At 66.9% G+C, this 26,091-nt stretch carries 25 protein-coding genes; 20 read left to right on the top strand and 5 right to left on the bottom strand.

Annotated features, from left to right (window positions below):
- The coding region (locus VFG33_RS28920) for a TetR/AcrR family transcriptional regulator (RefSeq protein WP_325056138.1) at positions 1 to 415 on the top strand (415 nt) is incomplete at its 5' end.
- Here VFG33_RS28920 and VFG33_RS28915 read toward each other — a convergent pair.
- Positions 408 to 1,457: a LacI family DNA-binding transcriptional regulator gene (locus tag VFG33_RS28915; protein WP_325056137.1), complete on the bottom strand. Its 1,050-nt coding sequence runs from the start codon at positions 1,455 to 1,457 to the stop codon at positions 408 to 410. The genes VFG33_RS28920 and VFG33_RS28915 overlap by 8 nt on opposite strands.
- A gap of 199 nt (positions 1,458 to 1,656) precedes the next feature.
- On the opposite strand from VFG33_RS28915, the gene VFG33_RS28910 reads away from it, so the two are divergent.
- Genes VFG33_RS28910 through VFG33_RS28875 form a run of 8 tightly spaced genes read left to right on the top strand, consistent with a single transcriptional unit; the run spans position 1,657 to position 11,899 of the window.
- Positions 1,657 to 2,940, top strand: a complete 1,284-nt coding sequence (locus VFG33_RS28910) for an ABC transporter substrate-binding protein (RefSeq protein WP_325056136.1) — start codon at positions 1,657 to 1,659, stop codon at positions 2,938 to 2,940.
- The gene (locus VFG33_RS28905; protein WP_325056135.1) at positions 2,937 to 3,902 is read left to right on the top strand and encodes a carbohydrate ABC transporter permease; all 966 of its coding nucleotides are present in this window, start codon (positions 2,937 to 2,939) and stop codon (positions 3,900 to 3,902) included. The genes VFG33_RS28910 and VFG33_RS28905 overlap by 4 nt, the downstream gene beginning before the upstream one ends.
- On the top strand, positions 3,892 to 4,761 hold the full coding sequence (locus VFG33_RS28900) for a carbohydrate ABC transporter permease (protein ID WP_325056134.1): 870 nt from the start codon (positions 3,892 to 3,894) through the stop codon (positions 4,759 to 4,761). Before VFG33_RS28905 ends, VFG33_RS28900 begins: the two co-directional genes overlap by 11 nt.
- A gap of 11 nt (positions 4,762 to 4,772) precedes the next feature.
- Positions 4,773 to 5,549 carry an SDR family NAD(P)-dependent oxidoreductase gene (locus VFG33_RS28895; RefSeq protein ID WP_325056133.1) on the top strand — a complete coding sequence of 259 codons (777 nt, stop codon included), beginning with the start codon at positions 4,773 to 4,775 and terminating at the stop codon, positions 5,547 to 5,549.
- On the top strand, positions 5,537 to 7,057 hold the full coding sequence (locus VFG33_RS28890; RefSeq protein ID WP_325056132.1) for a heparinase II/III domain-containing protein: 1,521 nt from the start codon (positions 5,537 to 5,539) through the stop codon (positions 7,055 to 7,057). Before VFG33_RS28895 ends, VFG33_RS28890 begins: the two co-directional genes overlap by 13 nt.
- A complete protein-coding gene (locus tag VFG33_RS28885; protein ID WP_325056131.1) occupies positions 7,057 to 9,078 on the top strand; it encodes a DUF4962 domain-containing protein in 2,022 nt (673 codons plus the stop codon). The genes VFG33_RS28890 and VFG33_RS28885 overlap by 1 nt, the downstream gene beginning before the upstream one ends.
- Positions 9,075 to 9,716, top strand: coding sequence for a DUF624 domain-containing protein (locus tag VFG33_RS28880; protein WP_325056130.1), 642 nt, complete (start codon positions 9,075 to 9,077; stop codon positions 9,714 to 9,716). Before VFG33_RS28885 ends, VFG33_RS28880 begins: the two co-directional genes overlap by 4 nt.
- Positions 9,713 to 11,899 (top strand): polysaccharide lyase family 7 protein, encoded by a 2,187-nt coding sequence (locus VFG33_RS28875; protein WP_325056129.1) that lies wholly within the window; start codon positions 9,713 to 9,715, stop codon positions 11,897 to 11,899. The genes VFG33_RS28880 and VFG33_RS28875 overlap by 4 nt, the downstream gene beginning before the upstream one ends.
- 10 nt (positions 11,900 to 11,909) lie before the next feature.
- Here VFG33_RS28875 and VFG33_RS28870 read toward each other — a convergent pair whose 3' ends face one another.
- Complete coding sequence (locus tag VFG33_RS28870; protein ID WP_325056128.1) at positions 11,910 to 12,998, bottom strand: glycosyltransferase; 1,089 nt, start codon at positions 12,996 to 12,998, stop codon at positions 11,910 to 11,912.
- A 55-nt stretch (positions 12,999 to 13,053) separates the two neighbouring features.
- Here VFG33_RS28870 and VFG33_RS28865 point away from each other — a divergent pair, with 55 nt between their 5' ends.
- Both VFG33_RS28865 and VFG33_RS28860 read left to right on the top strand, forming a co-directional pair.
- Positions 13,054 to 13,533: a MarR family winged helix-turn-helix transcriptional regulator gene (locus tag VFG33_RS28865; protein WP_325056127.1), complete on the top strand. Its 480-nt coding sequence runs from the start codon at positions 13,054 to 13,056 to the stop codon at positions 13,531 to 13,533.
- Positions 13,526 to 13,987, top strand: coding sequence for a methyltransferase family protein (locus VFG33_RS28860; protein ID WP_325056126.1), 462 nt, complete (start codon positions 13,526 to 13,528; stop codon positions 13,985 to 13,987). Before VFG33_RS28865 ends, VFG33_RS28860 begins: the two co-directional genes overlap by 8 nt.
- On the opposite strand, the gene VFG33_RS28855 is transcribed toward VFG33_RS28860, so the two are convergent.
- On the bottom strand, positions 13,977 to 15,602 hold the full coding sequence (locus VFG33_RS28855) for a GMC oxidoreductase (RefSeq protein WP_325056125.1): 1,626 nt from the start codon (positions 15,600 to 15,602) through the stop codon (positions 13,977 to 13,979). The two genes, VFG33_RS28860 and VFG33_RS28855, sit on opposite strands and share 11 nt — an antisense overlap.
- Before the next feature lie 132 nt (positions 15,603 to 15,734).
- On the opposite strand from VFG33_RS28855, the gene VFG33_RS28850 reads away from it, so the two are divergent.
- From VFG33_RS28850 to VFG33_RS28835, 4 genes are all read left to right on the top strand, one after another.
- Positions 15,735 to 16,421 (top strand): TetR/AcrR family transcriptional regulator, encoded by a 687-nt coding sequence (locus VFG33_RS28850; RefSeq protein WP_325056140.1) that lies wholly within the window; start codon positions 15,735 to 15,737, stop codon positions 16,419 to 16,421.
- Complete coding sequence (locus VFG33_RS28845) at positions 16,418 to 18,019, top strand: MDR family MFS transporter (RefSeq protein ID WP_325056124.1); 1,602 nt, start codon at positions 16,418 to 16,420, stop codon at positions 18,017 to 18,019. The genes VFG33_RS28850 and VFG33_RS28845 overlap by 4 nt, the downstream gene beginning before the upstream one ends.
- A complete protein-coding gene (locus VFG33_RS28840) occupies positions 18,016 to 18,315 on the top strand; it encodes a thiamine-binding protein (protein ID WP_325056123.1) in 300 nt (99 codons plus the stop codon). Before VFG33_RS28845 ends, VFG33_RS28840 begins: the two co-directional genes overlap by 4 nt.
- A 152-nt stretch (positions 18,316 to 18,467) precedes the next feature.
- Positions 18,468 to 19,772, top strand: coding sequence for a ThuA domain-containing protein (locus tag VFG33_RS28835; protein WP_325056122.1), 1,305 nt, complete (start codon positions 18,468 to 18,470; stop codon positions 19,770 to 19,772).
- On the opposite strand, the gene VFG33_RS28830 is transcribed toward VFG33_RS28835, so the two are convergent.
- Positions 19,741 to 20,613 (bottom strand): bile acid:sodium symporter family protein, encoded by an 873-nt coding sequence (locus VFG33_RS28830; protein ID WP_325056121.1) that lies wholly within the window; start codon positions 20,611 to 20,613, stop codon positions 19,741 to 19,743. The two genes, VFG33_RS28835 and VFG33_RS28830, sit on opposite strands and share 32 nt — an antisense overlap.
- 101 nt (positions 20,614 to 20,714) lie before the next feature.
- Here VFG33_RS28830 and VFG33_RS28825 point away from each other — a divergent pair, with 101 nt between their 5' ends.
- The 4 genes from VFG33_RS28825 (at position 20,715) to VFG33_RS28810 (ending at position 24,603) form a co-directional block, all read left to right on the top strand.
- Positions 20,715 to 21,803, top strand: a complete 1,089-nt coding sequence (locus tag VFG33_RS28825) for a WD40/YVTN/BNR-like repeat-containing protein (RefSeq protein WP_325056120.1) — start codon at positions 20,715 to 20,717, stop codon at positions 21,801 to 21,803.
- 76 nt (positions 21,804 to 21,879) lie between these two features.
- Positions 21,880 to 22,707, top strand: a complete 828-nt coding sequence (locus VFG33_RS28820; protein WP_325056119.1) for an endonuclease/exonuclease/phosphatase family protein — start codon at positions 21,880 to 21,882, stop codon at positions 22,705 to 22,707.
- 276 nt (positions 22,708 to 22,983) lie between these two features.
- Positions 22,984 to 24,378, top strand: a complete 1,395-nt coding sequence (locus VFG33_RS28815; protein WP_325056118.1) for a C40 family peptidase — start codon at positions 22,984 to 22,986, stop codon at positions 24,376 to 24,378.
- Positions 24,379 to 24,408: 30 nt separating this feature from the next.
- A complete protein-coding gene (locus VFG33_RS28810) occupies positions 24,409 to 24,603 on the top strand; it encodes a hypothetical protein (protein WP_325056117.1) in 195 nt (64 codons plus the stop codon).
- Between the two features lies 1 nt (position 24,604).
- Here the strand turns inward: VFG33_RS28810 and VFG33_RS28805 are convergent, their stop codons facing one another.
- Positions 24,605 to 25,573: a quinone oxidoreductase family protein gene (locus VFG33_RS28805; RefSeq protein ID WP_325056116.1), complete on the bottom strand. Its 969-nt coding sequence runs from the start codon at positions 25,571 to 25,573 to the stop codon at positions 24,605 to 24,607.
- An 85-nt stretch (positions 25,574 to 25,658) separates the two neighbouring features.
- Between VFG33_RS28805 and VFG33_RS28800 the strand changes: the two genes are divergently transcribed.
- Complete coding sequence (locus VFG33_RS28800) at positions 25,659 to 26,087, top strand: MarR family winged helix-turn-helix transcriptional regulator (protein WP_325056115.1); 429 nt, start codon at positions 25,659 to 25,661, stop codon at positions 26,085 to 26,087.
- Positions 26,088 to 26,091: the final 4 nt, after the last annotated feature.

The raw sequence follows: 26,091 nt of genomic DNA, 5'->3' as shown, positions 1-26,091 counted from the left end.
TGTTTCGCTGGCCTCGACCACGTACCACTTCGCTACTCTCGACGAGTTGTTGGTCGCCGCGCTGATCTGGGCTTCGGAGGACCTCACCGCCGAGTTGCAGGAGCGGGTGAACGAGCTCGGCGCTCGCCCGGCGGACGAGTTGGCCCGGTTGATCGAGCACTGCCTGGTCTATCGCCGAGGCCGCACGCTGGCGGCGTACGAGCTCTATCTGCTGGCGGCTCGACGGCCCGCTCTGCGCGAGGCCGCGGCGGCCTGGCTCGGACCGTTGAATGAGATCGCGCGCAGCTTCACCAGTGATGCCCACAAGGCGGGCCTGCTGGTGGCGGCCCTCGACGGGATCCTGCTGCAGGCCTTGATCGGTGCCCGAGAATTCAACCGCGCCGACTTCGACGGGCTGCTCGCAGTGCTCAGGTAGGGACGGGTGCAGTCGACGCGCGAACGATGAGCTCCGGGCGCATCAGCAGCGACTGTCCGGGGATGGGCTCGCCGCTCTCGATACCGGCTCGCAAGTGCGCGAAGGCCGCTGTCGCCATCTCCGGCAGGGGCTGGCGGATCGTGGTCAGCGCAGGCGCGGCGAGATCGGCGAGCACGATGTCGTCGAAGCCGATCACCGACACGTCGTCCGCCACGCGCAGCCCGGCGTCGCGGATGCCGGCGCAGACACCCAGCGCGCACATGTCATTGATCGCGACGATCGCGGTCGGCGGTCGCTCGCCGGACAGCAGTTCGGTCGCCGCGGTGCGACCCAGGCCGGCAACGTCGAGATCGCCGTACCGCTCGTCGGGACCGCCGGACCAGACCGGCGAATCGGCCGGATCGAGGCCAGCTGCCTCAAGGGCTTCGCAGAATCCGCGGAACCGCTCACGCCGGTTGACGCTGCGCAGCGAACCGGAGACGAAGGCGATGCGCTTGTGGCCAAGCTCGAGCAGATGCCGGGTGGCCAGCTGAGCGCCGACCACGTTGTCCAGGCTGATGTTGACCAGCGTCTCCGGATCTCCGACCTGTGCGGTCCGGTCGAAGGCGACCAGCCCGAGGCCGTCGCGAACGATCGGCATCAGGTGCTCCAGCGACGGCAGCGACGAGCACAGCACGACACCGCGGATGCCGTCGGCCCACAGCTCCTCGACGTACTTGCGTTCACGGTCGGGATCGCGCTCGCTGTTGCACAGCAGGACGTGGTACCCGGACTCCAGGGCGGCGGCCTCGAGGTGCCGGGCGAACGTGCCCCAGAAGGGGTTCGCGACCGAGGGCACGACCAGGCCGATCACCTGGATCCGGCCGGTCCGCAGTTGCCGCGCGGCCCGGTTCGGCCGGTAGCCGAGTCGCTCGATCGCGGCCTCGACCCGCTGCCGGGTCTGTGGCAGCATCCGTCCGGGCCGCCCGTTGAGCAGGTTCGACACCGTGCTCGGCGACACTCCCGCCTCTCGGGCGACCTGGTAGATCGTCACACCACTCATGCTGTCCTTCCGAGCGACCCCTGAGGCCCACAGGGTAGCCGCCGTCCCGCGCTTCCGCCATGAATCCCGGCATTGACAGCGTGACGTAGCCCACTTACGGTACTAAACCGATGCACCAGTAAATCGATGCATCGGTGCTAGTGCATCACTGCCGTTGGCTCACCGCCGGGCCGGGCGCATGACGATGAGGAGAACGCTGATGGGACTCCTGCGAACCGCCTGGGCCGGTGTGCTCGCCCTTGGCCTGCTGGGCGTCGCGGCCTGTGGTGGGCCGGCGCCGGGCCAGAACACCAGTACCGAGATCACCGGCGAGATCCGGATGCTGACGCCGATCTTCGAGGGCGCCGAGGGACAGAAGGTGCTCGACGGCCTGATCGCCGACTTCAAGAAGCAGCACCCTGGGGTCACGGTCGTGCCCGACTACACGACGTACGCGAAGCTGAACGAGAAGCTGACCACCTCCATCGCCAGCGGCCGCCCGTACGACGTGATGCTGATGGGCGTCGGCTGGATCCCGCCGTTCGCGGCCAAGGGCGTGCTCGCCGACCTCGGCGAGGACAAGGCCCAGCTGACCAGCCTGTACGACCAGCGCGTGGTCGACCCGGGTGTCTACGACGGCAAGGTCTACGCGCTGCCGATCATGCTCGACACCCGGTACGGCATCTACCGCAAGGACCTCTTCGCCGCGGCCGGTCTGAGCGCGCCGCCGAAGAACTTCGACGAACTGCGCGACTACGCCCGCAAGCTGACAGTCCGGGACTCCAGCGGCAAGCTGACCCGCGCCGGCCTGGACATCCTGTCGATCGACCTCCGGCAGGGCTTCGAGACCTTCCTCTGGGCGAACGGCGGTGACCTGTTCACGCCGGACGGCAAGGTGGCATTCAACTCGGAGAAGGGGGTCGGGGCACTGCAGTTGATGGCCGACGTCATCCGCACGGACAAGTCCGAGGATGTCGGCTTCACCGAGGCCGGGGCGGCGACCGGGGTCCCGCTGGTGCAGGGCCGGGCCGCGATGATGCTCGGGCACAACAACACCTGGCTCGAACTGGAAAAGAACGCGCCGGAGCTGATCAAGGACGACAAGATCGGCTTCTTCACCATCGCCAACGAGCGGCCGGCCATCTTCCAGGGCGGCACCATCGCCACCGTGTCGGCGAAGTCGAAGCAACTGCCGGCCGCCAAGGCGCTGGTGAAGTACCTCGCCAGCTCCGAGCCGGCCCTGGCCGCGAACGAGCAGCGCGGCAACGTCCCGGCCCTGAAGAGCCTGGTCACCTCCGACTACGTGAAGAACAACAAGTCCGTGCAGTTCGCGATGGAGAACCTCGATGTCGCGTACTCCGAGGGCGGCGTACCGGCCTGGCTCGAGATCCGCGGCGACTTCAAGTCCACGATCGAGTCGGTGCTGCTCGGCAGGAAGACCGCGAAGCAGGCTCTCGACGACCTGGCAGAGAAGGCGACGGCGGCGATCGCGGCCGGCCGATGACGGCCGGTCTCACCGCTCCACGGGTCGCGGCCCCTGATCCGCCGCGACCTGGGCCGGGGTCGACCCAGCCTTCCCGCTGGCGCAGGCTGGGCTACGAGCGGCGCCGGGCCGCGGCGTGGATGCTGGCGCCGGCGCTGGTGCACCTGACCATCTGGATCGGCATCCCCACCGTCGCCACCTTCGTGCTCGCCTTCACCAACTACGACGTGCTGGCCGGGACGATCTCGTGGGCGGGGCTGGCGAACTTCCGGGAGATCTTCAGCGACCCGACCTGGAACCTGTCGATCTGGCACACGGTCGTCTACACCTTCTTCACCGTGCCGGTGGCGATGGTCATCGCGGTGGTCATCGCCGTCCTGCTGAACAACAACCTGCGCGGGCGAGCGTGGTACCGGGCGGCCTTCTTCCTGCCGCACATCACCGCGACGGTGGCGATCGCGCTGGTCTGGATGTGGATGTTCGAGCCGAACATCGGCCTGTTCAACGCGGTGCTCGACCTGGTCGGGATCCGCGGGCCGGCCTGGTTGTCGGATCCGGCCTGGGCGATGCCGGCGGTGATCCTGGTCAGTGTGTGGAAAGGCATCGGGCTGAAGATGCTGATCTACCTGGCTGCGCTGCAGAGCATCCCGACCGAACTGTACGAAGCGGCCGACGTGGACGGTGCCTCCAAGTGGCGGAAGTTCTTCGCCATCACAGTGCCCTTGTTGCGCCCGGCAACGTTCTTCGTGTTCATCGTGTCGCTGATCGACTCGTTCCAGGTGTTCGAGCAGGTCTACGTGCTGACGCCGGACGGCGGCCCGGCGAACGCGACCACGGTGATGACGTTCGAGATCTACAAGAGCGCCTTCGGCGAGTTCCGCATCAGTACTGCGTGTGCGCAGTCGCTGGTGTTGTTCGTCTTCCTGCTCGTGCTGACCCTGATCAGCCGGCGCCTGACCGGGAAGGACGACGATGCAGGCTGAAGGAGGAAAGGGCGGACGGATCGCCCTGCATGTGGTCCTGACGATCGGCGCGCTGGTGATGATCGTGCCGTTCGTGTGGATGGTGCTCTCGTCGCTGAAGAGCCACTCGGAGATCACGTCGTACCCGCCGACCTGGCTGCCGCACGACTGGCGCTGGAGCAACTATCCGGACGCGTTGGAGTTCGCGCCGTTCGGTACCTACTTCCGCAATAGCCTGATCATCTCGATCGGTCATACCGCCATCAACCTGGTGCTCGCGGCGATGGCGGGCTACGCGCTCGCCCGGGTGCCGTTCCGCGGCCGGACGGTGATCTTCATGGCCATCCTGGCGACCATGATGATCCCGACCTACACCAAGATCGTGCCGCAGTACCTGATCGCGAAGGGAATGCCGTTCTTCGGCGGCAACGACTACCTCGGCCGGGGCGGCTACGGCTGGCTCGACTCGTGGTGGGCCTTGATCGTGCCGGGTGCGCTCACGCCGCTGGCGATCTTCCTGCTCCGGCAGTTCTATCTCTCGCTGCCGCAGGAGTTGGAGGAAGCTGCCCGGCTGGACGGGATGGGCGAGTTCGGCATCTTCGCCCGGGTGATGACGCCGCTGATCAAGCCGGCCGTCGCCACCGTCGCGCTGATCACCTTCGAGAACAGCTGGAACAACTTCCTCTGGCCGTTGATCGTGACCACCCGCCAGGACCTGCGGGTGATCCAGGTCGGCCTGGCCGCCTTCCAGCAGAGCGAGCGGACGCTGTGGGAGTACCTGATGGCCGGTACGACGCTGGCGACCTTGCCGATGATCGTGCTCTTCCTCTTCACCCAGCGCTATTTCGTCCAGGGCTTCGCCAACAGCGGCATCAAGTAAGGAGTGAGCTTGTGACATACGGGACATTCGACCTGACCGGCCGACGGGCGCTGGTGACCGGCGCGGGCCACGGCATCGGTGCCGCGATCGCACTCGCACTCGCCGAGGCGGGCGCCGACGTCGTCGTGCACTACGGCAGTTCGGCAGCGCAGGCAGCGGACGTCGTCCAGCAGATCGAAGCGCTGGGTCGCAAAGCGGTCGCGGTCGGCGCGGACGTGACGTCCACCGTCGAGGTCGATCGTCTGGTCGACGAGGCCGTCGCCTCCCTCGGTGGACTGGAGATCGTCGTTTGCAACGCTGGCCACCTGGTTGGACGGGCCGCAGTCGAGGGGATGTCCGACGACCACTTCTCCCAGGTGGTCGAGGTCAACCTCGGCTCGACCTTCCGCACGGTCCGGGCCGCGATCCCGCACCTGCGCGCGGCCGGTCCGCGCGGTCGCGTCGTCACGATGGCTTCACTCGCGGCCCACAACGGTGGCGGTGCGGGCTCAGCGGTGTACGCCGCAGCCAAGGCCGGCGTACTCGGTCTGACCAGGGGGTTGGCGAAGGAACTGGCTCCCCACGGCGTCACGGTGAACGCTCTCGCGCCCGGCTTCATCGGCGAGACCTCGTTCCACGGCACCTTCACTCCGCCGGAGGTACAGCAGACCATCATCAACGGCACGCCGCTCAAGCGGGCCGGTACCGCCGGCGAGGTCGGAGGTGCGGTGGTGTGGCTGTGCTCGGAGGCAGGTGGCTTCGTGACTGGCTCGACGGTCGACATCGACGGTGGCGCATGGTTCAGGTGACCCTGCCGCAGGGGCAAGGGGGCTGGTGGCACGACTATGTCTGCCCGGTGCACGGGGTCGAGCTGGGCCACGCCGGACTCCTCAGTGGTGCTTTCCCTGCCGAGGGCGCGCCTTGCGTCTATGGCTGCTCGCTCGATACTCCGAAGGTGCGTGGCGCCTGGACGGTGCTGGCCCATCAGACCTGCGGACGGCGGATCCTCGAGTTGGCGGAGTCGCTTGACCCGGCGGACAACGATGCTGCGTTGGGCCTGCTGACGCAGTATGCGAGGCTCTATGCGGCGTTGCCTGCGGCTCACGAAGGTGCGCAGGCGTGGATGCTGCGGGGGCGGTTGTTCCAGCAGGCGCTGACCGAGGCGATCTGGGCCGTCACGATCGGCCGGGCCTCCTGGTTGCTGGCTGATCGCGGATTGGGTCTCGGGCCCGAGGTCGGTGAGTTGCTCACTTCACTCGCCGGCGCCGCTGAGGAAGCCCGCGCTGCCCTGGTCGAGGACCGATTCACTTCCAACTATGTCGCTTGGTTCTGTGCAGCCGGTGCGGTCTGTTCGCGTGATCCGGAATGGCTGGAAGGTCAGCACGGGCTTTACAACCATTTGCTAGCGGCAACATCCCCGGACGGTTGGCAGTGGGAAGCCAGCACTTACTACCACTCCTTCGTACTGCGTGCCGCGCTGCTCGCCATAGCCGCAGTGCCCGGGGCGAACCCGCCAAGCGACGTACGGGATCGCTTGGCCTCGATGGCCGACGTACTAGCGACCTTGCGTACTGCGGGTGGATTACTGCCGGCGCTGCACGACGGGCCCTATGGCCGGCCCGGGTTCGACGATGAGCTGGCGGAGTTGGCCAAGCTGATCTCCGGTACACCGCGGCCAGCGGGCGTGACTGTCTTCCGCGATGCCGGATACGCCGTACTGCGCGGCGCCGGGCTGCACGCGATCGTGGACTTCGGGCCGCACGGTGGTTCGCACGGACATCGCGACAAGCTCGCGCTGTACCTTTACGGCGCGACCAGTGCTTGGCAGCCGGATCCCGGACAGGTCCCGTATGGCCATGCCGGCTGGCGCCGGTACTACGCGAGTGCGGCAGCTCATCCGACGTTCAGTGTGGATGGGATGGAGCAGGCGGAGTGCAGTGGACGGCTGGTGGACGTCAGCGAGCGGTCTGTCACGGTTGAGTGCACGGATGCCTTCCCTGGTGTTGTTGCGCAGCGCCGGTTGACTCTGACCGACGACGGCCTCCTCGACGAGCTGACGATCGCGGCCGCACGGCCTTGTCGACTTACAGCTCACCTGCGTCCCGCAGTACCGGTTGAGGTTCGTCCGGGTAGCACGCGGTGGGGTGGGGACCAGGTGCTGGTTGGCGAGCACAGTTGTGACGTACCGGCTGAGTTTGCCGCGCGGCCCGGGCCTGGGCCTGCTGACGATCCGCAGCGCGTGGTGACGCACATCGACTGGACCGCGTACGACGCGGCCAAGGCAACCTTCCGATCGCGCTATCGAGTGGAGGACTGATGCTGCTCCTCGACGGTCGGCTCGACGAGCTCCGCACAGGGATGACCAGCACCCACGCGGCGCAGTGGCGACGCCTGTACGAGCAATGCGACTGGTACCGCCGCCAGGAACCGCCGGCCGAGCACCCGACCGCAAGCATCACGTACTTCGGTCCGGCCGCCGCGAACCTTGCCCTGGCCTACCGGCTGACCGGCCGGAGCGACTACCTCGAGGAGGCGTGGCGCTGGATCTCGGTGTGCATCGCCTATCCGCACTGGGGAAGGGCGAAGCTTCCCGATCACGACCTGGATGCGGGCTGGCTCCTGCATGGGTTGTCGCTGGCCTACAGCTGGCTGGGCGACGACCTCGGCGCCGAGCGAGCCTCACTACTCCGGGCCAAGCTGGAGCTGCAGGGCCAACGGCTGTACGACTTCGCGGTCGAGACAGAGGGCCGCTGGTGGTCGTCGAGCTACTGGCAGAACCACAACTGGATCTGCTACACGGGGCTGGCTACTGCGGGCTATGTGCTGGACCGGCCGGACTGGACCAAGCGTGCGCGGAACAACTTCGACATAGTGCTGCCGTTGCTGCCTCGTGATGGCTCGGACGCCGAGGGAGTCGTGTATTGGCGGTACGGCGTGCCGTGGCTGGCCATCTACGCCGACCTGGTCGAGCACGTCGAGGGCGTTTCCCTGTGGGAGAACTGCGACTTCCTGGCGAACACCTTCGAGTGGCGTCTGCATCAGTGCGCACCGGGCTTCGAGGAGAACGTCGACCACGGGGATTGTCACGACCGCCGTAGCGGCCACAGTCTCGCGCTGTACTACCGGCTCGCTTCTGCCTACGGGGAGGGACGTGCGCAATGGCTGGCCGACCGGGTAGGGCAGTTCTTCTGGCGGGAGGCGTACGAATCCGGGGTGAAGCCCGGGGTGATGGCAGAGGCGTTCTACGAGCTGCTGTGGTTCGACCCGGACGTAGTACCGGTTGATCCGGCGGACAGTACGCCGACGACCGCGTACTTCCCGGACCTCGGCCAGGTGACCAGCCGGACCTCGTGGGACGACACCGCGACGTACGTGTCGTACAAGTCGGCTCCGGGCGGGGGTAACGGCGCTTGGGACGAGGCAGAGCGGTTGCGGCGCGAGCTGGGCTGGGACACGTTGAACGCGGGTCATCACCACCCGGATGCAGGGTCGTTCGTGCTGGTCTCGCACGGCGCCTTCCTTGCGGTGGACGACGGCTACTGCAACCGGAAGCGGGCGGCACACCACAATCTGGTGCTGGTGGACAGCAGCGGCTGGGCCGGGGAAGACCGGTACCACGGCTACAAGGACCTTCCATACAGCTCTCGGCCGGTAATGCGAGATGTGCTGGCTGAGGGTGGCTTCGTGCATGCGACATCGGAGACCGCGCCGATGTTCGATGCCGCTCTCGGGGTGCGGCGGGTCGACCGGACGTTGGTCAGCACACCGCGCGGTCGCTTGGTCGTGCTGGACGAGTTGACCGCCGCGCAGCCGAGGACGTGGACCTGGTTGCTGCAGTCCGACTGGCCTGCCGAGGAGGTGTCATCGCGTCTCCACGCGGTGCGCTCGGGGCCGGCTCAGGCGTGGGTGACCCGGCTCGCGCCGAGCGGAGTACAGGTCTCACAGACGGATACCGAGATCGAGGCGAACCCGACCGCCTCGACCCCGAGCCTGCGGATCACCAAGACGCTGCGCACCCTGCGGTGGACGACGCCGCGGCTAACCACTGCTCACTTTCTTGCCGCCATCGAGCCGACCTCCGCGCTCTCACCGACTGCTGCTGTTGCTTCTGCGATCAGTGAGGGGTGCGAGTACGGCGTGGACTTCGGTGACGAGGTGGTTCTGCTGTCTCCGTCGAGGGGATCGATCGAGGTTGGTGGGGTGAGCGCCGACGCCGGCGCGGTGATCCACAGCGGTGATCAACTCGGTGTCGTCCGGGCGACCCGGCTCGTGCTGAACGGCCGAGTCCTGATCGACGCGGACACGCCGTACACAGGCCTGATCAAGGTGCCCCGATGACCACCGCACGGATTGATGGCCGGCGCCGCCGGTCTGGGTCATGGGAGTCGTCGGCGTTGGGTGGGCTTGAGTGGGTGGCGAATCCGGCGTTGGCCGGGGCTGCGTTTCTTCTGCTCAGCTTGGGGGTTGTCACCTGGCTGCCGGCATTGGCCGCGACCGCTCACGTGTTGTATCGCTGGCGTTCCGAGGGGGAGCAGCGCTCCTTCGTCGGTGTGTTCGAGGCCTTCGGGGAGTTCTGGCGAAAGCTGTGGCGGCACAGCCTTGTGTCCACTGCGGTGACCGCGGTGCTGTTGGTCAACCTCGGGTTCCTCGCCGGGCAGACCTCGCCCTTTGCCCTGGGCTTCCTTGCTGTGCATCTCGGAATTGGCGCCGCCATGGTGCTCTATCACCTTGGTCTGGCAGCGATCGCCGGTCGCTCGCCCGCCGGCGAACTGGCCAGTTGGTGGCGCCAGGCCTTGGTACTTGGGTTCGGTGGCCGACGCGGGCTGCTTCTGCTGGCCGCGACGGCCGTGGTCGTTGTGGTGACGCTCCCACTCGCGGTCGGGCCGTTCCTCTTCGGTCCGACCGTGCCTTTGCTGATCGCTCTCAAACTGGCTGACCGCACCACCCCTCTACCGCTCGGAAGGGATGCACGATGAAACGTCTTCGATGGACGACCGCCGGTGTCTGTCTGGCGCTGATCGCAGGCCTGTCGGCCGCCACGGCTGGGGCCACGGTTGCTGGGACCAACTACTTCGTCAGTCCGGCCGGCAGTGACAGCGCCAGTGGGACGTCGACCAGCCGCGCGTTCGCCACCATCCAGCACGCTCTGGATGTGGCGCCGAGCGATTCGACGGTCCACCTTGCAGCGGGGACCTATCTCCAGGACGCGGTCACCCGGCGGGACCGGGTGACCGTGACCGGACCGGCCACCGCGGTGGTCCAAGGTGGCGGAGCGGCTCGCATCCTGCAGGTCCACCACGATGGCATCACTTTGTCCGGCTTCACCATCGACGGACTGGTCGGTTCGCCCACGACCCCGGACGGCTATCGGGACAAGCTGATCTACGCGATCGGCACCACGCCCGGCGACGGCGTCGACCGACTGACGATCCGCGGCATGACCCTGGCGAATGCGGGCGGCGAGTGTGTCCGGCTTCGCTACCTGCTGACGAACTCCGAGGTCTCGAACTCGAAGATCGGTCCGTGCGGCGTCCACGACTTCCAGTTCCCCGGCGGGGGCAAGAACGGCGAGGCCATCTACATCGGTACTGCGCCGGAGCAGCAGGGCGCCAACGGGGCACCCGACGCGAGGCCGGACATCAGTACCGGCAACCGGGTCCACCACAACGTGATCGACACCCGCGGCAACGAGTGCGTCGACATCAAGGAGAACTCGACCGCCAACGTGGTCGAGTACAACGTCTGCACCGGTCAGCGCGACCCGCAATCGGGCGGCATGGACTCGCGCGGCAACGGCAACACGTTCCGGTACAACGTGATCCACGGCAACACCGGCGCGGGCATCCGGTTCGGCGGCGACACCCCGGCCGATGGCGCCGGCAACGATGCCTACGGCAACAGCATCACCGGCAACAGCGCCGGCGGCATCAAGTTCCAGGCGACCCCGCAAGGCCGCATCTGCGGCAACGCGATGTCCGCCAACACCGGCGGAGACGCGGTCGGCACGTTCGGCGCGCAGTACCGGCCGACCCAGCCCTGCAACGCCAATCGGACGGCAACGGCGGCGGCCAACGTCGAGATCACGCCGGGGGCCGCGGCTGTCTCGGCGAGCACCAGCGACGCGAATGTTCCGGCGAATGTGGTGGACAACAACTACACGAGCCGCTGGTCCGGTGATGGCGATGGTGCCTGGCTGCAGCTCGACCTCGGGGCGAGCAGCCTCGTGTCGCACCTCAAGGTCGCGGTCTACAAGGGCGACGAGCGGAAGAACGATTTCGAGTTGCAGTACTGGAACGGGAGCAGCTGGGTCCCCGTCTTCGACGGGCTCAGCAGTGGGACGACCACTGGCCTGCAGACGTTCGACTTCACCGATGTCCAGACGACCAAGGTGCGTTACCTGGGACACGGGTACCAGCTGAACGACGGTACTGCGGGGACGACGTGGAACAGCATCACGGAGTTTGAGGTGTGGGGCACGGGCGGTGGTGGGTCGGCTGAGGTTCCGGCCGACGTACTCAATCTGACGAACTGGAAGGTGACGCTGCCGACCGGTTCCGAGGGGAGTCCGACCGAGGTCAAGCAGCCTGCTCTCGACAGTTACCAGAACGACCCGTTCTTCAAGGTCTACAGCAGTGGGGACCGGGTGCAGTTCCGCGCGCCGGTGAACGGTGTCACCACGAGCGGCTCCAGCTATCCACGCTCCGAGTTGCGAGAGATGGCCAACAACGGGACCAGCAACGCGAGTTGGTCGTCGACGTCCGGGACGCACACGCTGATCGTCGACGAGGCGTTCACTGCACTGCCGGCGACCAAACCGCATGTGGTGTCGGCTCAGATCCACGACGCCGACGACGATGTGTCGGTGTTCCGCCTGGAAGGCAGCAGTCTCTACATCACCAACGGCGACACCACGCACCACAAGCTGGTCACCAGCAACTACGTCCTGGGGACCAAGTTCCAGGCGAAGTTCGTGGTCAGCGGAGGCCAGATCAAGGCCTACTACAACGGGGTGCTGCAGACGACGATCTCGAAGAGCTTCACCGGCGGCTACTTCAAGGCCGGCGCCTATACCCAGGCCAACTGCACGAACTCGTCACCGTGCAGTTCCTCCAACTACGGCGAGGTCCACCTCTACGGAGTCTCGATCCAGCACAGCTAGTCGCAGCTGGTCAGGCGGCAGCTGCGATGATTCGGGCGGCTTCGGCGGGGCCGTCGGTTGCGGCATAGAGCTTCTGGATGCGTTCGGCGGCGAGGGCGTGCTCGCGGGTGTTGAGCATGGTCGTGGTGAGGGCGGGGAGGTGAGCAAGCTCGGCTGGGGCCAGGTGGCGGGCGGCACCGAGCCGTTCGACCAGGGCGGCGTTGAGGTCTTGTTCCGGCTGCAGCGGGATCGACAGGAGCGGAGTGCCGGAGGCCATAGCGGTTTGGACGCTGCCCTGGCCGCCGGTGGTGATGGCGAGGTCGACCTGGGGCATGACGAGGTGGCTGGGGAGGACCTGCTCGATCAGGATCTGGTCCGTTGCCAGGTCGGCCAGGTCATGGATGGTGCCCGGTCGGTCGAGGAACTTCTGTGCCCGCTCGGGCAAGGGAGTGTTCAGGTGGGCGAAGAGTGGGCCGACCGCCGTCAACCTGGACCCGGCGCGATAGCCCTTCTTGCCTGCGGGGGTCCACGCTGCGAGGTCGGCGGCCGAGATCCCCAGTACTTCGGGGACTTCCGGCACCAAGGAGAGATCGCCGAGGAGCAGAGCCGCGAGGCTGGGAATGCCCTCGATCCCCAGGGATGCGGCCACGCGGTTGAAGCCCCCGCAGTACGCAGTCATGCGGCTGGGGGAAGGCAGTGGGCGCCGCTCGAAGATTGGTGGCACGAAGCTGCCCGCGTGCTCGGTGATCAGCCGCACGCCCGTGAGTCGTGACGAGAGCAACGTGGTCAGCGTGAAGCCCGTGACGGCCACCGTGATCCCGTGGCTGCGGAAGTACTCGGTTTCCGCCTGGACGTAACCCCGGATCTCGGCGTCGTCGTACATGCTCTGCCGGGGGTCGCCGAGGCCGACCGCTGAACCCACGAAGGCGGCTGCTCTGGCGGGTGACAGCCCGGGCCCGAGTACGTCGTACTGGATGCCGGCCTGGTGGAGCAGGCGTTCGTGCGGGCCGCCGTGGGTGGCAACGCGGACGGGGAGGCCGAGCTCGGTCAGAGCCCGGTGGATCTCGAGCATCCGGGAGGTCTCGGAGAGGTAGGCGCAGTGCGGCAGCAGGCAGATCATCAGTTGTCCCCCTTGCTCATTGTCCCCGTGGCGATTGATAGGTAATATATTGCCTATGTCAGCTCAGGACAAGACCACGGACCTCCTCGGGATCGGGCCGGCCTCGGAGCTCGAGCCGTCGGTGAGGGCGTTCCGTACCGTGCTCACGCTCGCGCAGAGGTTGCGCTATGCGATGGATGAACGCTTGCGCTCCGACGGCCTGACGACGCAGCAGGCGGCGTTGATCACTGTGGTGTCGGCTTTGGGCAAGCCCTCGCTGGCGGAGGCGGCCGCGGCCCTCGGCAGCACTCATCAGAATGTCGCGCAGATCGTCGCCGCCCTGGTGCGCAAGGACATGCTGCAGGTCGAGCCCGATCCCGCGGACGGCCGCCGGAAGTTGCTCTCGACAACGAACGCGAACGCGGCGTACTGGAAACAACGGGACGCCGGCGACTTCGCGGCAGTCGCCGAGTGGTTCGCCGACCTCACTCCAGCAGAGCTCCGCACCTTCTGCGATCTCGCTGACCGGGTTCTGGATCGGCTTGATCATGGTTAAGGCAGCCCTTGGCAGCACAGCCTTCTTCTTCGCGGCGCCTTGCGTGGTTGCGGGCTTGGTTCCTTGGTGGATCAGCGGCTGGCCCGCACCACGGTTCTGGCCCGGGATCGTCCTGGTGGTCGCGGGACTGCTGCTGCTCCTGCGCGCCTTCGTCCGATTCGTTCGCGAGGGTCGCGGGACTCCCGCGCCCATCGCGCCGACCGAGCAGTTGGTGATCGGCGGCGACTACCGCTTCGTCCGCAATCCCATGTACGTCGGCGTGGTGGCTGCCGTGCTCGGGCAAGCGTTGCTGTTCCTGGATGTCGGGTTGCTGATCTATGCCGTCGTTAGTTGGGCAGTAATGGCGTCGTTCGTGCACTGGTACGAGGAGCCGGTACTGCGCAGGCGCTACGGCCGGCAGTACGAGGAGTACTGCCGAGCCGTACCGGCCTGGGTACCGAGGATCAGGGTTTGAGGTCTGTGGCGATCACCTTGGCGATGTTGCGTTCGGCAAGGGCTGTGATGGTGACGAAGGGGTTCACGCCGATCGAGCCGGGGAGCAGCGAACCGTCGGTGACGTAGAGGTTGCGGTAGCCGCGGACGCGACCGTAGTCGTCGGTTGCCTTACCCAGGACGCAACCGCCGAGCGGGTGGTAGCAGAAGTCCGCGGCGAACTCGCGGTTCCCGCTGAAGAGATCCCGCCGGTACGTCGTACCCGTGGCGCGGTTGATCTTGTCGAACAGAGCCCGGGCGGCCGCGATCGAAGGGTCGCTCTGGGTTGAACCCCAGTGGAGTTGGGCGCGGTCGGCGTTGCTGTCATAGCTGAGCCGGCCACGTTCACGGCTGGCGGTGATCGCCAGATAGAGACTCGCCCAGGTCTCCAGGCCGACCGGCAGCGGGGCGATCTCCGCGAAGGCCGGGTGGACCGGGTCGTTCCAGTTGTCGATGGCAACGGTCGGGATGGTCGACTGGAGGAACCCGGTCGGATCCCACAGGTGGTTCGCGCGGGACGTCATCACGTTGCCGTTGGTGCCCCAGCCGGTGCCGATCGTCTCGGAGAGCTCAGGCAGCTCTCCGGTTTCGCGGGCCCTGAGCAACAACTCGGTCGAGCCGATGCTGCCCGCGCCGAGGAAGAGGTGCTTGCAACCCAGCTCGCTCCGGCGGAGGACTTTGCCCCAGGCATCGATCTGTTCGAGCGTAAGGACGTAGCCGCGCCGGTCCTGGCGGATCGCCAGCACCCGGGTGAGGGTGCGGATCGTCACCTTGCCGGTGCCGACGGCCTCGGCCAGGTAGGTCTTGTCGAGGGTCTGCTTGCCGTGGTTGTTGCCATAGATCACCTCGGCTGCCAGGGCAGAACGCGGGACCTGCTTGCGTTCCTCCTTCTCCAGGTAGCGGAAGTCGTAGACGTTCGGGATCACCGCGGTCCGGAACCCGGCCTGGTGCGCATGTCGCCGGGACACCCGCGCGTAGCGGTAGACCGGGGTCTTCTCGAGATACCGCGGGTCGATCGTGTTCACGCCGAGCATGCGGTTCGCCAGTGGGAAGTACTGCCGGTACATCTGGTTCGCGTCGACCCGGGGCAGCACCTTCTCGAAGTACGAGCGTTGTGGGGTCGGCGCCATCCCGCCGTTGACCAGGGAACCACCGCCGACGCCGCGCCCGACGTACACGCCCATGTTCGGGAAGTCGATCCGGTCGAGCACGCCGGCGTACGGCGTACCGAGGTCGCGGTTCACCACGTCGAGCCAGAGAAAGGTGTCGAGGGGAGCCTTGGTGCGGCGGCCGAACCACATCGAGCGGTTGTCCGGTTGAAGGGTCGAGCAGAAGACGTTGCCGTCCTTGCCGGGTTTGTTCCACAACTGGCCCATCTCGACCATCGTGGTCGCGACACCGGCCTCGCCGAGCCGGAGGGCGGTGACGGCGGCTCCGTAGCCGGTGCCGATCACGACGGCCGGGACGAACTCGCGAGGGGCGGCGGCACGGGCCGTACTGATCTGGGTGAGGCTGAGCGCGGCGGCGGAGGAGAAGGCAGTCAAGCCGGCGAACCGGCGACGGGACATAACGGACGGGTCAGTCTCGGAAGGGCGCATCGACGCACCGTAGCGGGTCGAGCGCCATGAGTAGCAGTCCTGGTGATCAGCGTCACTGTCTTACTGCAGGCCTGCAAAGTTGCACGGATATTAATTTGCACTCACTGCAAGTTCGTCTACCGTGGAGTGGTGATGCAAACCGAGGAGAGCGCGCCGAGCGCCGAGGATCGGGAACGGCTGCGGGATCACCTGGTCGGCCGTCGGGAGCGGAAGAAGCGGGAGACCCGGGCGGCGCTCGCGGCCGCGGCGCTCCGGCTGGCGCTGGAGAAGGGGCCGGACCACGTCACGGTCGAGGAGATCAGCGAGGCCGCGGACGTCTCGGTGCGAACCTTCTTCAACTACTTCCAGCACAAGGAGCACGCGATTCTCGGTCGCGATCCCGAGGAACTGGAGCGAGCCCTGCAGCGGTTGCGCGAGGCGCCGGCCGGGCAGTCGCCGCTCACCACGATGCGGATGATCTTCGACCAGGCGCTCAGCGATCTCGAGGACCACCAGACCCCGCTCTCACAACGGATCGGGCTGATCATGCAGTCGCCGAGCCTGCTGACCCAGTTCGTCCTGCTCGGCGCCGAGGACGAGCGGGCGATGTCCGCGGCGCTGGCCGAGCGGATGGGCGAACCTGCCTCGGCCATCCGTCCGGCGCTGATTGTCGCCGCCGCCACGGCCGCTGTCCGGGTCGCGGCAGAGAAACAGAAGACCGAGCCGGGCCGCTCGCTGCGTTCGCTGGTGGACGAGGCGTTCCTCATCCTCGCGGACGGACTCGACCCTGCCTTCGACAAGAACGCAATTCTCAGAACCGACAAGGAAGGTCAGGAATGACATCGACCTCTACGCCCTCCCCCTCCGCGGCCGACGCGGACGGAACCGCCGGGGCGGACGTCATCGCGGCCGAGGCCGTTGTCCAGCTCACCCCGCGCCAGACCATCCAGGCGATCTCCGGCCTGATGATGGGGATGTTCGTCGCGATCCTGGCCGGCACCGTGGTGTCGACCGCGCTGCCGCGGATCATCCACGACCTGGGCGCCAGCCAGTCGTCCTACACCTGGGTCATCACGTTGGAGTTGCTCACGATGACGGCCACGGTGCCGTTGTGGGGCAAACTCGCCGACCTCTACAACAACAAGCTGCTGGTCCAGCTGTCGCTCGGGTTCTTCGTGGTCGGCTCGGTCGTCGCCGGCCTCACCCCGAACATCGAGGTACTGCTGGGCAGCCGGGTCCTGCAGGGCCTCGGCGCCGGTGGTCTGACCGCCCTGGTGCAGATCGTGATGGCGGCGATCATCCCGCCGCGTGAGCTCGGCCGGTACTCCGGGATCTTCGGCGCGATCTTCGCCTCGGCGACGGTCGGCGGTCCGCTGCTCGGCGGCTTCCTGGTCGACTCGCCGCTGGGCTGGCGAGCCTGTTTCCTGGTAGGTGTGCCGTTCGTGCTGGCGGCGATCGTCCTGCTGCAGCGCACGCTGAAGCTCCCGACCGTCCGCCGTGAGGTGAAGATCGACTGGTGGGGCGCCTTCCTGATCACCGGCGGCGTGAGCACGCTGCTGGTCTGGTCCTCGTTCGCCGGGAGCAAGTTCGACTGGGCGTCCGGTTGGAGCTTCCTGCTCGTCGCGGTGGCCCTGGCAGCGTTGGTGGCTGCCGTGCTGGTCGAACGCCGGCACCCTGAGCCGATCATCCCGATGGACCTGTTCCGCAACCGCACGGTGACGCTGTCCATCATCGCCAGCGCCCTCGTCGGAGTGGCGATGTTCGGCGGCTCGGTGTTCCTGGCGCAGTACTTCCAGATCGCGCAGGGATACTCGCCGACCAAGGCCGGTCTGATGAGCCTGCCGATGATCCTCGGCATGATGGTCGCCTCCACCATCGCCGGTGGATTGATCACGAAGTACGGGAAGTGGAAGATCTACCTGGTCATCGGCAGCATCCTGCTGCCGATCGGGCTGGCGTTGTTCGGCACGATCGACGCGCACACCTCGAAGTACCTGCTCTGGGCCTTCATGATCGTGCTCGGCGTCGGCATCGGCCTGGTGATGCAGAACTTGGTGCTCGCCGCGCAGAACGACGTACCGGCCCGGGAGCTGGGCGCGGCCACCTCGTCGGTGAGCTTCTTCCGCAGTATGGGCGGAACCATCGGGGTCAGCGTGCTGGGCGCGATCCTGGCCAACAAGGTCACCGAGACGCTGAACCCGGGCGGTGCCTCGTCCGGTGGCAGCAGCGCCGTACCGAACATCGCGGAGCTGCCGCCGGAGGCGCGGGCGGTGGTAGAGAACGCGTACGGCGCGGCGACCGCGGACCTGTTCATGATGTCGGTGCCGTTCGCGGTGCTCGCCATGATCGCCGTCTTCTTCATCAAGGAGAAGGCACTGCTCACCACCTCAGGGGCCGAGCGCAGAGCTCAGGAAGAAGCTGACAAGCTGGAAGCATGATCGTTGCATTCAGCATCAGCCCGGGGTCCGGGGACGAGACCGGTGGCGTAAGCGAGGCGGTCGCCGAGGCGGTCCGCGTCGTTCGCGCCTCCGGCCTGCCGAACGAGACCAACGCGATGTTCACCAACATCGAGGGGGAGTGGGACGAGGTGATGGCGGTGGTGAAGCAGGCCGTCGAGGCCGTCACCGCCGTCTCACCCCGGGTCAGCCTCGTCCTCAAGGCCGACATCCGCCCCGGCTACACCGGCCAGCTCACCGCCAAGGTCGAACGCATCGAACAGGCCCTGGCCGAGTAGCGGGTGCGGGTTCCGGCACTGCCGGTTCCGGGCGGGCGGATCCCCGAGTTTTGAAAAGGGTCTGCTGAAGTATGGACACCGGTTCAACCCGGGGTTAATTTAAGCCCTGAAGTTTCACTCCGTGATGTTCCGGTGACTGAGGGGATCCGCCCATGCCCGCTCGGAAGTCTTTGCCTGCCCAGATCCGACTGGTTCCACGCTTGCTGGCCCTGCTCCTGGTCGGACTGTGTCTCACCTCCGGCAATGCGTTCGCCCGGGACGCCCGAGTGGACCAGGCCGCTGCCTCCTTCAACGTGCTCGCGTTCTACAGCGGTACCTGGGACGCGGCGCACATCGACTTCGTGAAGGAGGCGAACCAGCGGTTCCCGCAGTTCGCCGCGCAGAACGGCTTCACCTACACGGCGACGAACAACTGGGACCAGCTGAACAACCTGACCGCCGCGCAGCACCAGGTGGTGATGTTCCTGGACGACTCGCCGCACAGCGCGGCGCAGCGGACCGGGTTCCAGCGCTACATGGAGAACGGCGGCGCGTACTTCGGGTTCCACGTGTCGGCATACAACGATGCCGGCAGCAACTGGCCTTGGTTCAACCAGACCTTCCTGGGCACCGGCCGGTTCGCCACCAACACCTGGCTGCCGACCGCGGTCACCTTGAAGGCCGAGAACCGGACGCACCCGTCGCTGGTGAACACCGGCGCGACGTTCCGCTCGTCGGTCAGTGAGTGGTACAGCTGGCAGAACGACCTGCGCACCAACCCGAACATCCAGGTGCTGGCGTCGATCGACCCGTCCAGCTTCCCGGTCGGCACGACACAGGTCTGGAACAGCGGCTACTACCCGATCATCTGGACCAACAAGAACTTCAAGATGATCTACGCCAACTTCGGCCACAACGGGATGAACTACGAAACCAACACCCGGACCTCCTCGACCTTCGACAGCCCGGCGCAGAACCAGTTCCTGATGGACGCGCTGAAGTGGCTCGGCGGTGGCGGCGGGACGGTCCCGCCGGTCGACCAGCCCGACGCCACCACCTGGTACACCGTTGCCAACAAGGGCAACAGCAAGTGTGTCGACGCCCGCGCAGCCGGTACTGCGAATGGCACGGTGATCCAGCAGTACACCTGCAACGCATCGCTCGCGCAGAACTTCCAGTTCCAGCCGACGTCGAGCGGGTTCGTCCGGGTGAACAACCGCAACGACGCCACCAAGGTGATCGACGTCACCGGGGTGTCCTCGGCCGACAACGCCGGACTGCAGCTGTGGACCTACAGCAGCGGCAACAACCAGCAATGGCAGGCGGTCTCCGAAGGCGGCGGCTACTTCCACTTCGTCAGTCGCCTGAGCAGCAAATGCCTGACCGTCCCCAGCGGCTCCACCGCCGACAGCGTCCAACTCGTCCAGCAAACCTGCAACAACTCGGCTACGCAGTCGTTCCGACTAACCGCCGGCTGAGGTAGTAGGCGAAGGCGGCAGTAGGAATGAACATGACGATGCCGTAGACGGCTACCGGAATGGACATCTCGCTGTTGCCGAGCAGTGAGGGGCTGAGAGCTATGGTGAGCGCCAGCGTGGCGTTGTGGATGCCGATCTCCATCGAGCAAGCGATGGACTGGCGCTCACCGAGCTTGGCCAGCTTCGGTAGGACGTACCCGAAGGCGAGGCTGAGGATGTTCAGGAGAACGGCGACCAGCCCGACAGCGGCGAGGTAGTCGAGGAAGTTGTCGCGCTCGGTGTAGACCGCGGCGAAGATCACCAGCACGAGAACGAGGATCGAGCCGAGCTTCACCGGCCGCGCCATCCGCTCGGCGAAGCCCGCCTGCTTGTTGCGTAGCAGCATTCCCAGTGCGACAGGAACCAGCACGATCGCGAACACCTGCAGCATCTTCGCCGGTTGCAGGCCGAGCTGGCCGTCGCCCATGAAGTGGTCGAGGGACAGGTTCACCACGATCGGCAGAGTGATCACCGCCAGGACCGAGTTCACCGCGGTCAGGGTCACGTTGAGGGCGACGTCGCCGCCGGCCAGGTGGCTGAACAGGTTGGCCGTGGTTCCGCCGGGGGAGGCGACCAGCAGCATCATCCCGACGGCCAGCGCGGGGGCCAGGTCGAACAGTTTCACCAGGCCGAAGCAGATCACCGGTAGCAGGAGCACTTGGGTGCCGAGCGCAACCAGGACGGCGCGGGGCATGCGTAGTACGCGGGTGAAGTCGGTGACGGTCAGGGTCAGGCCCAGGCCGAACATGATGATCGCGAGCGCGACCGGCAGCAGGACGGACGTCAGTACGGAGTCGTTCATTCTTCAGCGGCTCCTCGAGATTTGGATGCTCAGAGTGACAGCGACGATTGACCTCGGCAAGACCTCGTGTTCTGTCCGTGCTGTGTATTACGTTGCCGGGCATGAAGACCCTGCGCATCGCCGCGCTTGCGGCCGGAGTTCTGCTCGCCATGTCCCAACTGGTGCCGGCCCAGGCGGTGATTGCCGGCGGCCACCACGGACCGAAGTACCAGTGGGAGCTGAAGCCGACCGGGAGTGCGTCGCAGTTCCGCGGGCTGGCGGCGGTTAGCGCGGACGTGGCATGGGTCGCGGGGAGTGAGGGGCAGGTGCTGCGGACCGTCGACGGTGGGAAGAAGTGGCAGAACGTCAGCCCGCCCGGCCAGACGCTGCTGTTCCGCGATGTCGAGGCGTTCGACGCGAAGCACGCGGTAGTACTGGCGATCGGCAACGGTGAGGACTCGCGGATCTTCCGGACCGCTGATGGTGGCAAGACCTGGGCGGAGGCGTTCCGCAACACCGATCCGGTCGCGTTCTACGACTGCTTGGACTTCAACAACACCCGGAACGGACTTGCGCTGAGTGACCCGGTGGGCGGGAAGTTCCGGATCGCCGCCACGTCCGATGGTGGCAAGTCCTGGAAGGTCCAGTCGACCAAGGGCATGCCGGCAGCGCTGCCAGGGGAGTTCGCCTTCGCGGCGAGCGGGACCTGCCTGGTCGCGGGCGCCGGGAGGTCGGCATGGTTCGCGACCGGCGGCGCTGACCGGCCGCGAGTGTTCCGGACCTCCGACGGCGGCCGGACCTGGAAGGTGACCGACTCCCCGATGGCCAGTGGCGAGGCGGCCGGCATCTTCAGCCTGGCCTTCCGCGGTCCGCTGCACGGTGTGGCGATCGGCGGCGACTTCGCGACGACCGGCGGCGCGGTCAACGCCGCTTCGTACACGTCCGACGGAGGCCGCAGCTGGAAGCTGGTTCCGGCGGACAAGGCACCGAAGATGTACCGCAGTGGATCGGCCTTCGTGCCCTGGACGGTGGCGACAGTGGTCGCCGTAGGCCCGACCGGAAGTGACGTGAGTGTCGACGGCGGACGGAGCTGGACCCAGTTCGACGACGGCAACTACGACAGCGTCGAGTGTGTGGGGCACGGCCACAAGTCGGCCTGCTGGGCCTCCGGTCCGAAGGGCGCGGCGGCGCGGTTGTCTGTCAGTCGCTAACTCGGAAGCCGGTAATTCAGCGCGGCGATACCCGCAGGTTGTGCGGGTGTCGCCTGGCTACGGCCAGGATGAAGTCATGCGAAAACTTCCTACCCGGTTGCTGGTCACTGTCGTGGGGTTGCTGATGGTTCTGCCGACGGCGGCCGCCGCCTCCCCGCGAGGCAGTGATCGGCCGGGGCAGCCGTTGAAGGTGCTGACGTACAACATCCATCACGGCGCCGGCACGGACGGTGTCCTGGATCTCGAGCGGATCGCCAAGGTGATCGAGAACTCCGGCGCCGACCTGGTCGGGCTGCAGGAGGTCGACAAGCACTGGAGCGAGCGCAGCAACTGGGTGGACCAGCCTGCGTGGTTCGCTGCCCGCCTGAACATGCACTACGCCTACGCGGCGAACCTTGATCTGCCGCCGCTGCACCCGGGGGAGCCCAACCGGCAGTACGGCACCGCGATTCTGTCGAAGAATCCGATCAAGGACTTCAAGAACACGCTCCTGCCGCTGTACCCGACCGGCGAGCAGCGTGGGCTGGCGGTGGCGGCGATCAAGATCCGCGGCGTCTACCTGCGGCTCGCCAACACGCACCTGACCTCGAACAACAACGCGGAACGGCTCGAGCAGTCGAAGAAGGTCGTCGAACTGCTGGACGACTCGAAGATCCCGACCGTCCTGGTCGGCGATCTCAACGCCAAGCCGACCGCCCCGGAGATCACCACGCTCACCAAGGTCTGGCGCGATACCTGGGCCGAGGTCGGCGTCGGCCCCGGCTACACGATCGAGGCGGACAACCCGACCGCCCGGATCGACTACCTGCTGCACACCCGGAAGGTCGAGCCGCTGTCTTCCGCGGTGATCACCACCAACGGCTCCGACCATCTCCCGGTCGTTGCCACCTACAAGCTGCGGTAGCCCGTACTACGCCTGCCGGCCGGCGCTCATCCCTCAGGGGGGTGGGCGCCGGTTTTGGTTGCCTGGAAGTGGGGGTCCGTGAATTACAAGCTTGTAGTTTGTCAAGCCGACACGCAGGTGCAACAAAGTTATTCGTGTGAAAGGTGTTCCCAATGGGGCTGTAGGCAACTAGTGTCACGTATGTGGTCCAGAAGGACCAAAAGTTCACGAACCCTGGGACTCGACTTTGCTCTGGCAGAGAGAAGGGGTTCGTGACTGGCGGAAGGAAAGAACCCGATGCGGATGTCTTCGGGGGCTACTTCCGGCAAGCGGGTCGCGAGCACTGGGAAGACCGGACGGGCACTGCTGTCCGGAGTGCTCGTGGTCTGCCTGGCCGGCACGACAGCCCTGATCACCGTTCCGGCGCAGGCTGACCCCAAGCCGCCGGTAATTCCCTCCCAGTCCGCCGTCGACGCCGCCAAGAAGGCGGCCGCCGACAAGGCCGCGCAGGTCGCCGCGATCGAGCAGCAGCTCGCCGGCGCCAACGACAGGCTCGAAGAGCTCGGGCGCGTCTCCGGCCGCGCCGCCGAGGCCTACAACGGGGCCGTCTACAAGCTGCAGCTGGCGAAGACCGAGGCCGCCACAGCCGCGGACCGCGCCGCGAAAGCGCAGCAGACCCTCGCCGAGCAGAGCCGCCAGATCGGCCGGTTCGCGGCCGCGTCGTACCAAGGTGGTGGCGACATCGCCAAGATCGGCCCGCTGTTCACCGCGGAGGGGCCGCAGGAACTGCTCGACTCGGCCGGTGCCGCGCGCTCGGTCTCGCAGGCGATGCAGGGTTCGTACCTCCGGTTCACGGCCACCCAGGTGGTCAGCAACGCGTTCAAGCTGCAGGCGGATCAGGCTGTCACCAAGGTGAAGGCCGCTACCGACGCAGCGGCGAAGGCGAAGGCGGCCGCTCAGGCTGCTGAGGCCGAGCAGGCCGCGGCCGTCGCCTCGATGGGCGTCGAGCGGAAGAAGCAGATCGGGCTGCTCGCGACCTTGCGCAACACGTCGTACCAGGTGGCCGATCAGCGGCAGCGAGGGCTCGAGGAGCTGGCCCGGCAGCGGGCCGCGGCACTGGCTGCGAAGAAGGCCGAGGAGCTGCGCAAGCGGATCGAAGCACGCGAAGCCGCCGAGCGGGCTCGGATCGCCGCGGAGAAGGCTCGCGAGGAGCGGGAACAGCGCGAGGAGAACAAGAAGCACAAGCCGGCGAAGCAGAAGCCCGACAAGCCGAGCAAGCCCAGCAAGCCCAGCAGGCCGGGTAACGGTGGCGGGTCCAGCGCCGGACGTGGCGCGACCGCTGCGATCAACTTCGCTTTGTCGCAGCTGGGCGAGCCGTACCTGTGGGGTGCGGACGGTCCTGGTTCGTGGGACTGCTCGGGCCTGACGATGGGTGCCTGGGATCGGGCCGGGGTGCAGCTACCGCACTACAGCGTCGCGCAGTACGAGCAGATCAAGCACATCTCCGAGGACGAGCTGCGGCCCGGCGACCTGATTTTCTGGGCCGACAACGCGGACGACCCGGGCACGATCTTCCATGTCGCGATGTACCTCGGCAACGGCCGGATGGTGCACGCGCCGCGGACCGGCCGCCCGGTCACCATCGACAGCATCTACTACTGGGAACAGCCGGACTTCTTCGGCCGCCCCTGAGCAGCCCCGCGTGCAGAAACGGTGCCAGCGATGAACACTTTGCGCAGCAAGGCGATGTTCGCGTCCGCGATGAGGCGGGCGACGGGCCGGAGTCGATCGAGGGCCGATGCCTGCGACACCAGTACTCCGCTGAACCGGGCGACTGCCGACCAGTCGGGAGCCACCCGGTTCACCCCGCTGGACGACCCGGCTTCGGCCCCGTCGTACTCGCTGATCGGCTGGTAGGTCAGACGCCTGCGACCAGGCGGCCGAGGTTGGTGCGGTCGTCGAGGATCTTGTGGATGGTGGCGATCTCCGGCAGCGGGTAGCGGGCGTGGACGGCGGGCCGGAGTTCGCCCGACTGCCAGAGCCTGGTGACCTCGGCGACGTCCTCGCGAGCCGCCTCCGGTCGCGCGGCTCGCCAGCCGAGCATCGAGACGCCGGCGACGTACTTCAGGCCGAACACCGCATTCCCTTCTACCGTGGGCAGTTCGCCACTGATCGCACCGTAAGTGACCATCCGGCCGAGCGGTGCGAGCAGTTCCAGGCCCTGGTCGAACACCTTGCCACCGACCGCGTCGAGGACGACGTCGACCCCGTCCGGTGCGACCTTCCGAACCTGCTCGGGCCAGTCCTCCTGACTGCTGTCGATGGCGGAACCGGCTCCGTTGGACCGGATGAAGTCCAGCCTCGCGGCGGAGGACGCAGTACCGATGATCGAGCCGGCGCCGAGGGTGCGGGCAAGCTGGACGGCGAGGTGTCCGATGGTGCCTGCCGCGGACTGGATCAGGACGGTGTCGCCAGGGCTGACCTGACCGACCTTGAGGAGTCGCAGGGCGAGCGGCGCAGTCATCGAGAGCACAGTGGCCGCACCGGCGTCGGCGTCATCGGGAACCGGCGCGAGCCAGTCCGCATCGACCGCGACGTAGTCGGCGAAGGCGTCCTCCGACAGTGCCGCGACCCGCTGGCCAATCTGTACTCCGGGAGGCGTGTCCGGCCCTAGCTGGGTGATCCGCCCGACGACGTCGCCGGTGAGTGTGCCCGGCAGGGGACGGGTCCACGGGCTGTCGCCGCGCCGGAGCACGGTGTCGATCGCGTTGGCGCCGATCGCCTCGACCTCGATCAGCACCTGGCCGCTCGCCGGTTCCGGGATCGGGACCTCGTCGAGTCGCAGGACTTCGGGGCCGCCGTACTGGTGGTACCGGACGCTGCGCATGGTGTTTCTCCAAATCGTGGGTCGTAGAAATAATGGGAGATTCCCACGATATAGGATCGGTGGCGGCCGCTCTAGAGTGAGAGGCATGAAATCGTCCAAGCACCGTCTAGGTGATCGGGTTCTGTGGCAGCTGGGCCGGGCGTCGATGCAGTCGCAACGACTGGTCCGGCAACAGTTGACGGCGGCCGGCGTTCGGACGCAGCACTACCACGTGCTCGCGAGTCTGGCGGACGACGGCGAGGCCGCGCAGGCGACGCTGGCGGACCGGATCGCCTTTGATCGCAGCGATCTGGTCACCATGCTCGACGAGCTGGAGAAGCTCGGCTACCTGGTCCGCCGGACGGATCCGGCCGACCGGCGGCGCAACATCGTCGCGATCACCGTCAAGGGCGAGAAGGCGCTGACGGAGATGGACCAGCTGATCTTCGCCGCCGAGGCCGAACTCCTCCAGCCCCTCACACCCGCCGAACGCAAAACCCTCCTGAGGCTGCTGTCCCGCCTCGTCCCGGAGTGACCGG

Source organism: Kribbella sp., assembly GCF_035687465.1.
Taxonomy (GTDB): domain Bacteria; phylum Actinomycetota; class Actinomycetes; order Propionibacteriales; family Kribbellaceae; genus Kribbella.
This window is presented reverse-complemented; position numbering and strand designations above follow the sequence as displayed.